The 10,948-nt window shown below is 46.3% G+C and carries 9 protein-coding genes (1 of these 9 cut by a window edge); 4 read left to right on the forward strand and 5 right to left on the reverse strand.

From position 1 onward, the window contains the following. Positions 1–87 precede the first annotated feature (87 nt). Positions 88–2,154, reverse strand: coding sequence for a histidine kinase (locus tag BDI_RS13620; RefSeq protein WP_041525593.1), 2,067 nt, complete (start codon positions 2,152–2,154; stop codon positions 88–90). 93 nt (positions 2,155–2,247) lie between these two features. Between BDI_RS13620 and BDI_RS13625 the strand changes: the two genes are divergently transcribed. Further along, the gene (locus BDI_RS13625; protein WP_011966959.1) at positions 2,248–5,478 is read left to right on the forward strand and encodes a S41 family peptidase; all 3,231 of its coding nucleotides are present in this window, start codon (positions 2,248–2,250) and stop codon (positions 5,476–5,478) included. A gap of 113 nt (positions 5,479–5,591) precedes the next feature. Here BDI_RS13625 and BDI_RS13630 read toward each other — a convergent pair whose 3' ends face one another. The 4 genes from BDI_RS13630 to BDI_RS13645 are packed head-to-tail and all read right to left on the reverse strand — an operon-like array spanning position 5,592 to position 7,486. Beyond that, positions 5,592–6,218, reverse strand: coding sequence for a lysine exporter LysO family protein (locus BDI_RS13630; RefSeq protein WP_008773989.1), 627 nt, complete (start codon positions 6,216–6,218; stop codon positions 5,592–5,594). Continuing rightward, a complete protein-coding gene (locus BDI_RS13635; RefSeq protein ID WP_005860915.1) occupies positions 6,215–6,493 on the reverse strand; it encodes a LysO family transporter in 279 nt (92 codons plus the stop codon). The genes BDI_RS13630 and BDI_RS13635 overlap by 4 nt, the downstream gene beginning before the upstream one ends. Positions 6,494–6,547: 54 nt before the next feature. Then, positions 6,548–7,210, reverse strand: coding sequence for a hypothetical protein (locus BDI_RS13640; protein WP_009276394.1), 663 nt, complete (start codon positions 7,208–7,210; stop codon positions 6,548–6,550). An 18-nt stretch (positions 7,211–7,228) separates the two neighbouring features. Then, positions 7,229–7,486, reverse strand: a complete 258-nt coding sequence (locus BDI_RS13645) for an RNA polymerase sigma factor (RefSeq protein WP_005860912.1) — start codon at positions 7,484–7,486, stop codon at positions 7,229–7,231. Between the two features lie 139 nt (positions 7,487–7,625). Between BDI_RS13645 and BDI_RS13650 the strand changes: the two genes are divergently transcribed. The 3 genes from BDI_RS13650 to BDI_RS13660 all read left to right on the forward strand — a co-directional run. After that, positions 7,626–9,884 (forward strand): GH92 family glycosyl hydrolase, encoded by a 2,259-nt coding sequence (locus BDI_RS13650; RefSeq protein WP_011966960.1) that lies wholly within the window; start codon positions 7,626–7,628, stop codon positions 9,882–9,884. A gap of 94 nt (positions 9,885–9,978) precedes the next feature. Further along, positions 9,979–10,299, forward strand: a complete 321-nt coding sequence (locus BDI_RS13655; RefSeq protein ID WP_005860908.1) for a YbjQ family protein — start codon at positions 9,979–9,981, stop codon at positions 10,297–10,299. Between the two features lie 8 nt (positions 10,300–10,307). Then, positions 10,308–10,948, forward strand: partial view of a DinB family protein gene (locus BDI_RS13660; RefSeq protein WP_005866506.1) — the 5' portion only. The gene runs 43 nt beyond the window's last position; the window shows 641 of its 684 coding nt (coding positions 1–641); it begins with the start codon at positions 10,308–10,310; its stop codon lies off the right edge, out of view.

A 10,948-nucleotide genomic window follows, 5' to 3' on the forward strand; every position in this document is an offset into this window, starting at 1 on the left:
CAACCGATTCGATTCAATTCGATCCGGGCTGCTTCCATCCACTATCCGGAGGAAACGGCCCGGATTACTTTCGTACATTCACGATACCTAGAAAGCGTAATTAAAATCCAACGGAATAAAGAAACTGACGATTGTTCCGCTCCCCATCCCCTTCTTCTTGCTTTGGACCGAATAGGTGATCTTCTCTTTATTTCTCCTATTCAACAATAGGATCGTACGGTAAAGGACTTTCGTTCCCATCCCCGTACCGTTATGTCCCGCATTCGTAAACGGACGATACCCGGGTCCATTATCCTCTATACGGATATGGATGCCTTTCCCGTCGCGCTCCACGAAAACAGATAATCGCTTCTCGCCCTCGATCGCACACAAGCCATGTTTCACGGCATTCTCTACGGGTATCTGGATCAGCATGGCCGGGAGATAGATTGCGTCCGTGTCAAGAGAGGGATCGAGATTCCATTCCAGACGGAAGTCCGGCCCTAATCCTTGCGCCTGCAAATTCAAGTAAGTCCGGACAAAGCGTAATTCTTCCTCCAACGTGATACTAAGCTTTTCCGTGATCTCCAAACTACTACGTAACAACTCCACCAATCCGGAAAGTTGCGTACGGCGGGAACTTCCTTCTTCCTCCGAGCTAATCTCCCGGTTCAATATATTGAATATAAAATGAGGGGATACACGGTTGCGAATACTCTCCATCTTCAGTTTCGTCACCTGATCGACATGGCTTAACCATTGGGCATGCCGTTTACGTTTCATAAAGTAATAAGCCATGCCGCTGACGATGGACAAGATCACAAAAAGCAAGATCCAAACCCAACGGCTCATTTCCAAGTATTCCATCCGGCCGGCCTGTTGTTTAATAATAGCCTCCCGCTTGAGTAAAGTCGTATCTTGGCTATAACGCATATCGATCTCGGCGACACGCATCTGGGTTCGTTCGCTACGAATATTGTTCTCAATGACGCTATTCTTCGTTTGGTACTCATAGGCACGTCTAAAATCGCCCGTGGTAGCGAAGTAATTCTGCAAGTTCTTATTACGGATCACTACCATCTTGGGATCTATGCCTACCGTATCCGTGTAACTCCTCAACAATTGATAAGCCAGCCCGGAGTTCCCCTCTTTTAAGGCTAGCGAAGCCTTCAGGGTTGTCAAATGGTACAAGGCCGTCTTATTATTATAGGTATGGAAGTACCTAAACCCTTTTTCCAGATAAAAACGAGCGGAATCCAACTGATCCATACATAGATAGATCTCCCCTAAATTGATCTCGCATACGTTGGTATAGAAATCCATATGAGTAGGACGTACCACCTCACGGGCTTTCAAGAACCAAGGAAGCGCCTCCGCGTATTCTTCCTTGTAATAATAGTAATTTCCCCGGCTATTGCAAAAGGTGAATTTCTCGCTCAAGTTACGAGAATCCAGTTCTTTCTCCGCCAAACGGTAAAAGTGATCGGATAAGTCAAAGTCCCTCAATTCCATATACGTCTCGCCCAAACCAAAATAAATAGGAAAGGACATCCGATCCATAATACCCAATGAATCACTCACGAAAAGAGCTTGGCGAAAGTAGCGGGCTCGCTGATCGTAAGCTCCTTTCCGGGCATATATATCCGCTATATTGATATAAATATCCGGGATTTTATGCTCCATCTCACTCTGCCGGATCTCTTGATACGCCTCGGAATAGCAAAGGAGGGCCGAATCCGTTTTATCCAAAAATGAATAATAATTGCCAACCGTATTTTTCAGCGTCCCTAAGAGTCCATGTATCTTGGGAGACATCGGTACACGGTCGCAATAATCTATAATTGACCGATGTAAAACAAACCCGGAATCATATACACTATTAGCAAAATAAATCTGGCTTTTAGCCGCAAGCAATTTATAATATTTATCGCTATCTTTAGTTAGACTTAAAGCTTCATCCAATGCGGAATGAGCATATCGAGGATTCCGGTAAATCGAATCCATAGCCATATGTTCCAAAGAATCAATCCGCAGGTTATCAGAAAAAGCAAATGTTTTTTCCGGTAGCTTTCCACAAGAAAACAGAAACACAAAATGAAATAGCAATAATAAAATGGACATAAAAGTCATACACACTCTATATTTCGTCATCATCTTGGCGGTTTTAAAGTTCATATGCAAAAATATTTAAAAATTTAATCTACGCAATTATTTCTCCTAATAAATATCGAAAATCGATTACATTTGTAAATCTAAAATAGAGTACACATGAAAAACTTGATGATTCCTGCGCTGGCGTTATTTTTATCGGCGGCGGCGCAAGCAGACGACAGTCCGTTATGGATGCGTTACTGTGCGATCTCCCCGGACGGGCAGACGATCGCGTTTTCTTACCAAGGGGATATCTACACGGTCCCTTCTTCCGGAGGGAAAGCCCGGCAGTTGACAACACATCCGGCTCATGACACCCGTCCGGTCTGGTCGCCCGACGGACAAAAAATAGCCTTTGCCTCCAACCGTAGCGGTAACTTCGATGTATTCCTCATGAATAAGGAGGGAGGGGAACCCAAGCGGCTCACCACCCACTCCACAAACGAATATCCCACGACCTTTAAGGATAACGGACACATCTTGTATCTGGCCAACATATTGCAAGATGCCAAGGATATCCAATTCCCCGGCACCCGCTTTATGCAAGTCTATGAGATAAGCACGGACGGAGGAAGGCCGGATTTATATTCTTCGTTATACATGGAGAATATAGCCCTCAGCAAGGATGGCAGTAAGCTATTATACAATGACTATAAAGGTTACGAGGACCCTTGGCGCAAGCATCATCAGTCTTCTATCACCCGTGATATCTGGTTATGTACGCTTGGAAAAGACCGCTCTTTCCAGAAAGTAACCACTTTTGGCGGTGAGGATCGTAATCCTGTATGGGCTGCGGATGGGGCGTCTTTCTATTACCTAAGCGAGGAGAAAGGAAGCTTTAACATCTTCAAGAAAGATTTGGCAGGCAACAGCGAGAAACAAATCACGACGCATACCACCCACCCCGTGCGTTTCCTTACCTCCGATAATTCCGGGACTCTATGCTATAGTTACGACGGCGAGATCTATACCGTTAAGGAAGGTCAGAAACCTGCCAAGGTGAATATCCAGATCGTCGCGGATAAGATCGAGAACGACGTGATCCATCGTCTTCTGACCGATGGAGCTACGGATATCGCCGTCTCCCCGAATGGAAAAGAGGTAGCGTTTATCACTCGTGGCGATGTTTACGTAACTTCTATTGAATACGAGACGACTCGTCAAATCACGAACACGCCACAACAAGAGCGCAATATAGATTTCAGCCCCGACGGACGTTCATTGGTATATTCCGCCGAACGGGAAGGAACATGGGGAATCTACGAAAGTAAACTTACACGTGACGAAGATAAGCAATTCACGTACGCCCCGGAATTGAAAGAGGAGCCTCTTGTCGTCTCCGGACAAACCTCGTTCCAACCCTTATACTCTCCGGATGGTAACGAGGTGGCTTTCCTTGAGAACCGCACCACCTTACGTGTTATCAACCGAAAGACCAAGCAGGTCCGCACCGTATTGGACGGGAAATACCTCTATTCGTATAGCGATGGAGACCAGCATTTCCAATGGTCGCCAGACAGCAAGTGGTTCTTGGTAGATTACATCTCCGTCGGAGGATGGAACAATACGGATATCGCCCTCGTGAAAGCGGACGGTAGCGGCGAGGTAACGAACCTGACGGAAAGCGGTTATTCGGATGGCGACGCGAAATGGGTATTAGACGGTAAGGCCATGATCTGGTCCTCCGACCGTGCCGGTTTCCGCAGCCACGGTAGCTGGGGTGCTGAGCGGGATGTGTACATCATGTTCTTCGACGGTGAGGCTTACGATAAATTCCGCCTCAGTAAAGAAGAACTGGCCTTGGTAGAAGCGGATGAAAACAAAGATAAGGACGAGGATAAGACATCCGATAAAGATTCCGATAAGAAAAAAGAGGATAAGGATAAGCCTGTAGCCCCCTTGAAGTTTGATTTGGAGAACCGCAAGGACCGGATTATTCGCCTGACCGCTAATTCATCCTCATTGGGAGACGCCGTACTCGCCCCGAAAGGAGATAAACTATATTATTGCGCCGCTTTCGAGAAAGGCTTTGATTTATGGGAACACGACTTGAAGGAAAAGTCCACTAAATTACTGCTCAAGAATGTCGGTCGAGGCACTCTATTCGCCGATAAGAAAGTAGAGAACCTCTATCTTACCGCCGGCGGCAAACTGAAAAAGATAGAGTTGAAGGATAGCAAGGAAAAACCGATCGCTTTCAAGGCCGAGTTCGCTTATCGTCCGGCAGAGGAGCGTGCTTATATCTTCCATCACGCTTGGCGTCAAGTCTTGGATAAGTTCTATGATCCGACACTCCGGGGCATGGATTGGAAAGGGTATGAGACCGCTTACGCCCGTTTCCTTCCGCATATCAACAACAATTTTGATTTCCAAGAGATGCTTTCCGAGCTATTGGGCGAGTTGAACGGCTCCCATACGGGCGCTCGTTACAATCCGGGACTAACCGGGCCGGAAACCGCCAGCCTAGGCGCTTTCTTCGATAACGCATACACGGGCGACGGATTGAAGATCGAGGAAATCATCGCCAAGGGCCCGCTGACATTGGCCGACAGCCAGATAAAGAAAGGCTGTATCATCGAGAAGATAGACGGAACACCGATAAAGAAAGACGCCGATTATTATCCACTGCTAAGCGGTAAAGTCGGTAAGAAAGTAATGCTTTCTGTCTATGATCCTACCAGCAAACAGCGTTTCGAGGAACAGGTAAAAGCGATCAGTAACGGAGAGCAATCGAACCTCCTTTATAAAAGATGGATCGAGAATTGCCAAGAAACCGTAGATAAATTATCGAACGGGCAAATCGGGTATGTACATGTAAGAGGTATGAACAGCGAGAGTTTCCGCGAGGTCTATTCCGCCTTATTAGGCCGTTGCCGGAATAAGAAAGCCGTGATCGTGGATACCCGCCATAACGGAGGTGGCTGGTTGCATGATGATCTGGCTACCTTATTGAGCGGCAAGGAGTATCAGCGCTTCGAGCCTCGCGGACAATACATCGGTAGCGATCCTTACAATAAGTGGACCAAACCGTCCTGTGTCTTGATGTGCGAGGATAATTATTCGAACGCTCATGGTTTCCCTTGGGTTTATAAGACCTTAGGTATCGGCAAGCTGATCGGCGCCCCGGTTCCGGGAACCATGACAGCCGTATGGTGGGAAACGCAAATCGATCCGACCTTGGTGTTCGGTATCCCGCAAGTAGGCGTGAAAGATATGCAAGGCAATTATCTGGAAAACCAACAATTGCAACCGGATGTCGAGGTGTACAATACTCCCGAGGCGCAGCTCTCCGGCGAGGACACGCAATTAAAAAGAGCGGTAGAAGTGATGCTGCAAACTGTAAAATAGCTTTTCTAGGCCTCGGAAATGACTTTTCAACCTTGTAAAATGCCTTCCGAGGCCTCGGAAACGACTTTTCAACCTTGCAAGGTGGTTTCCGAGATCTCGGAAGCCTCTTTCACTCACATCGAACAGAAGAAAGAAACGAAAAACGGAACCGTGAAGTCCACCAAGATCCCGTGAAAAATGGAGACAAAGACCAAATCCTTTCCGCAATAACGGGTGATAATCGGCAATGTCGTATCCATCGTAGTAGCTCCTCCCGCGCAGATCGGAGATAGCCTTCCGAAATATCTAACGAACAACGGAGCGCCCAGCAAGGCGAATATCTCACGGATAATATTAGCGATCAAGGCGATCGTTCCTAACTCCGCCGCCAATTGAGCCCCCAGCGTCGGTTCTTTTAGCTCTGTTATCAAGATGGAGGATAATGAATAATAGGCGAAACCGCTTCCGACCGCCAAACAATCGAACACGCTCCATTTGGTAAGAGCAAGGCTGATCAAGGCCGAGAAGCTCAACGTCCCGATAATAGTAGCCAGAGGCACCAATAAGAGTTTCGGCCGTATGCTCGACAAAATCTCTTTCAGTTTCTTATCGCTTCCTATGCTAATCCCTACTTGAAACATCAAGAGGTAAAGTACATAAACCGTTATATCATTCTCGATAATGACCCCGGGCAGATAACCGCTCCATCCCAGCAAGCACCCCAAGGCAAAGAAGCCCACGACGATCAAACTCCCTTTCATCCCCGGCTCCTTTCCTTAAAAAAGAAATGATAAACTCCCCACGCCGCCAAGACGCTCCCCAACGTACCGGCCGAAGCAATCAACAAGGCTTGCCCGCCCAACGTCGTAAGATTATTCACGATAGACTCATTAGCCCCTACCGAAATTCCCAGCAGGAACAAAAGAAGAAGAATCGTATAAGAAATAGGCTTACCGATCTTTTGCAGCAATTCTACTTTACGAAAGAAATACCCGACGGCAATGCCGCAGAACATGATTCCGATTACTGTAAACATCCCTTTGTAGTTTTTGCCGCGAAGTTAACAGAAACTCACAGTACCACAAAGCGGCTACTTCTTCGTTTTCTTGAATTTCACGGGAATCTGCATACCTCCGGCGTCGGCCATTCCCTCTAACTTATTTCCTTTCTGGGTCATAGTTAAATCTACAGGCGTTCCATCCACATAAAAAGAACTGGTATAGGTATCTCCTTTCGCCTTGATATCGTTTATCTCCAAGGTACTACCTTGTATATTCACTTTAGCGGTCAACTTGCCGTTCTCTTGCTTTATCTGCAAACTGCCATCTTGATATCCATACGGAGCGTCGGGGGCAGAGAAGGACCAATCGCCTACGAGCTTACTGAGATCAGCGGCTTTATCCTGCGCCGAGATCGCGATACAAAACAAAAGGCATAAAAGGGTGGTAAAGACTTTCTTCATGTTCGTTCCCATAATCTTATGAATTAAATGAGTAATAGATTTAAATAACGTTCCAAATGTAGTGATTAATTTTCGATCTTCCGAGATCTGTTCCAATATACGAGCATCAAAATCTTTCCCCAAGGGAGGCAATGCCTCGGCCTCATGAGATACGAACCAAGCCTTATAGGGCAATAAGTCGGGAGGTATCACCGCTGAGGAGAAAAACCGGCGTAATTCCCGTTCTTCCTCCACGGATGTGGCGCATTCCCAATATTTATCCAGCAACTTATTTATTCGTTGATAGTCCATACACGATCCATAAACAGATTACCTTACCGCATACCGCTCCATCCTTTCCTTATCTCCGGAATAGGTTTCCCTCAATGCCAGATTACGCGCTACCATCATGCAATAGGAAGGTAAGTTCTCAATGACAATCCAGCTATCCCGGTCTTCCCAAACCTTAAGCAGGGCTTCCTGAACGATCTGCTCAGACTGCTCCACGTCTCCGGTAATCCGGAAAACAACCCGGAAAAGGTTATTCTTCAGCGGCAATATCTTTGTCGTAAATTCGTTTGTTCCCATACTTTTTTATCTATAAGACGAGCCAAGCCCGAAAAAGGTTGCAGATTTTAAAAGGAAATTTCCAATATTCCCCCAAAGCCATTATCTTTGTGACAGATGATTGATAATTCGCTTATTACAAACTAAATCAATAATAACAGTGAAAAGAACGATCTTATTTTTTCAGGCCGCTCTTGCCTGCCTGCTGGTAGGATGCAAGCAAGCGCCGGAGTCGCCGCGACTACAAGACGAGGTGAGGTATGTAAACCCATTCATCGGAACCGGGTTCCATGGACACACATTCCCCGGAGCTACCCGTCCGTACGCGATGGTACAACTAAGCCCGGATACCCATATCTTAGGATGGGACGCGAGCAGCGGTTACCATTATGACGACGACCATATCTATGGATTCAGCCACACGCATCTTTCTGGTACGGGTATCGGCGATCTGGGTGACGTAGCTTTATTACCTTTCTCCGGTGGAGATTCCATCAAACCGGTAGCTACCTTCAAGAAAGATACTGAGAAAGCGACACCGGGGTATTATGCCGTACGCTTGGATAACTTTGGCATCAACGTGGAATTGACTTCTACGGATCGTGTAGGTTTCCATAAATATACATACGACAATCCCAAAGAACGTCGTGTCCTGCTTGACTTAGGGCATATCCTTCAACCGAACTGGGGACATAAGCTGATCGGTAACCAATATTTACTTGTAAACGACTCCACGGTGGAAGGTACCGTGAAGACACAAGGTTGGGCACATTTCCACTCCATGTCCTATCGGATTACTTTCTCGGAACCGATCGAGACCGTATACCAATACATGGACGGGAAATTACGTAAGGACTCCTTGTTTTTGCGCCTGAATACGGCGGAAGATTTGAAGTTCCATTACAAATTCTCTGAAAAGGCACAACCGCTTTATGTAAAAGTAGCCTTATCCGTAGTCGATCCGGAAGGCGCCGAGAAGAATCTCGAGGCAGAATTGCCCGGATGGGATTTCGATAAGACCCGTGAGGAATCAACGCATATTTGGAACGAGGCGTTAAACTTGATCCAGATCGAGGCAGATCCGAAAGTCATGGTCAATTTCTATACGGCGCTCTACCATACCATGATCGCCCCCTTCGCTTATCAAGACGTGGACGGGCGTTATCTGGGCATGGACAAGAAAGTGCATACCGCCGAACCGGGTTACGTAAATTATTCCGTATTCTCCTTGTGGGATACGTTCCGTGCGCTTCATCCGTTAATGACAATCATTAATCCGGACTTAGCGACAGATTGGGGTAAGGTACTCGTGCAAGGTTATAAAGAAGGTGGAATATTACCCAAATGGCCTTTAGCCTCTAGTTATACAGGTTGTATGGTAGGATATCCGGCCGTCTCGGTCCTCGCCGATCTTGTAGCGAAAGATTTAGCGGAAGGTGATATGAGCACGTGGGCGGAAGCCGGCGCACGTTCTTCCGTTTACCGTGAGGATCTTGCCGAGAAGTTCAAAGGAACCCGTGAGTTGGATCTGATCACGATGCACCCTTACTATAAGGAGAAATATGGTTTCGTCCCCGCCGACTCTGTTCCCGAATCCGTATCGTGGGGATTGGAGATGGCATACGAGGATTGGTGTATCTCCCAAATCGCCAAGAAGGCAGGCAACATGGAGTTGGCGAATGAGTATGCCAAGAAAGCCGAATACTACAAACGCTATTTAGATCCCGAGACGAAGATGATGCGTCCGGTAATGGGCGACGGTTCTTTCCGTACTCCATTCAACCCTCGCTATTCTTCGCATATGAAAAGCGACTATACCGAAGGGAATGCCTTCCAATGGAGTTTCTTCGCACCACATGATATGGATAACTTCATCGCCGCTATCGGTGGCAAGAAAGAGCTGGAAACACGTTTAGACACCTTATTCACCACCTCTTCCCAGATTGACGGGGCGGAAGCCTCCGGAGATATTACCGGCTTGATCGGCCAATACGCTCATGGAAACGAGCCGAGCCACCATATGGCCTATCTTTATAACTGGACAGATTCTCCATGGAAAGGGCAAGGGTATTTAGATTATATCATGCAGAATTTCTACACGAACGAACCGGATGGTATCATCGGTAATGAGGATTGCGGACAGATGTCTGCTTGGTATGTCATGAGCGCCCTAGGTTTCTATCAGGTAAGTCCGGGTATTCCGGTTTACACATTGGGCCGTCCGATGGTAAATAAGGCTTCTATGCACGTAAAAGGCGGTATTTTCGAGATCGTGGCGACCAACAATAATCCCGCCAATAAATACGTTAAAGAAGTCAAGCTAAACGGTAAAGTCCTAGAGACTCCTTTCATCAGCCACTCCGATATCATAAATGGAGGTAAGCTTGAGTTTATCATGACCGATCAACCGGTAAAATAAATTCATATAAAGAAACATAAAAACAAAGGGCGAATCAGTACACTGGTTCGCCCTTTATCTTATATTTGCCCTCAAACGATTAAATTGAAAAGCTATGTTACTCACAACAACTAACACGATCGAAGGAAAAGAAATTACCCAGTACTTCGGAATCGTATCCGGTGAAACGATCATCGGAGCGAATGTATTCAAAGATTTCTTCGCAGGCATCCGGGATATTGTCGGAGGACGTGCAGGTTCTTACGAGAGTGTCTTACGCGAAGCGAAAGAAACGGCCTTGAAAGAAATGAGCGATCATGCGGCACGAATGGGCGCAAACGCTGTAATCGCCGTAGATCTAGATTATGAGACCGTAGGAGGAAGCGGAAGCATGCTGATGGTTACCGCCGCCGGGACAGCCGTACGCTACCAATAATCCCCAAAATGAAATACTTTGGAGCCGGATTAAGCGAATCACATAAAGAACTAAACCGCATTATCCGTAAACCGGAATTAATAGAGCAAACCAAGGAGCTCTTTCTTGAGATTCATGGAAAATTACACCTCTCTGTGGTGTCTGGTAATGAGAGAAACGAGGTCGATGAGCTAGTCGGAGATTTAAGAGAGGATGAATATGCCATTATGCCTACAGCGAAAGATGAAACCATCGCTTGGGTATTATGGCATATCAGCAGAATTGAGGATCTGACCATGAATATATTAGTTAACGGGGAAAAGCAGATCTTCAATGAAGACTGGCAAACCCGAATGAATTCCCCTATCAGAGACACAGGAAATGCCTTATCTGATAACCAGATTATTCAGCTAAGCAAAAGTCTACGTATTCAAGAACTCTTAGAATACAGGAATGAAGTAGGACGAAAAAGCAGAGAAATCATCCGAACCTTATCTCCCGATGATATACGTCGCAAAATCCCAACTCAAAGGATAAGCCGGATATTAGAAGAAGGTGGTATCACAAATCATGAAGATTCGATTTGGTTGCTTGATTTCTGGGCTAAAAAAGATATAGCTGGTATTTTATTAATGCCTCCTACCAGACATGTCATGTTACATCTAAATGA

The sequence above is a fragment of the Parabacteroides distasonis ATCC 8503 genome (assembly GCF_000012845.1).
In the GTDB taxonomy this organism is placed as follows: Bacteria; Bacteroidota; Bacteroidia; order Bacteroidales; family Tannerellaceae; genus Parabacteroides; species Parabacteroides distasonis.

Bases quoted from the DNA above. Each gene is read 5' to 3' on its own strand.
- BDI_RS13640 (WP_009276394.1), bottom strand. From the start codon at position 7,210: ATGGACTATCAACGAATAAATAAGTTGCTGGATAAATATTGGGAATGC.
- BDI_RS13655 (WP_005860908.1), top strand. From the start codon at position 9,979: ATGTTACTCACAACAACTAACACGATCGAAGGAAAAGAAATTACCCAG.
- BDI_RS13645 (WP_005860912.1), bottom strand. From the start codon at position 7,486: ATGGGAACAAACGAATTTACGACAAAGATATTGCCGCTGAAGAATAAC.
- BDI_RS13630 (WP_008773989.1), bottom strand. From the start codon at position 6,218: ATGAAAGGGAGTTTGATCGTCGTGGGCTTCTTTGCCTTGGGGTGCTTG.
- BDI_RS13620 (WP_041525593.1), bottom strand. From the start codon at position 2,154: ATGAACTTTAAAACCGCCAAGATGATGACGAAATATAGAGTGTGTATG.
- BDI_RS13625 (WP_011966959.1), top strand. From the start codon at position 2,248: ATGAAAAACTTGATGATTCCTGCGCTGGCGTTATTTTTATCGGCGGCG.
- BDI_RS13635 (WP_005860915.1), bottom strand. From the start codon at position 6,493: ATGTTTACAGTAATCGGAATCATGTTCTGCGGCATTGCCGTCGGGTAT.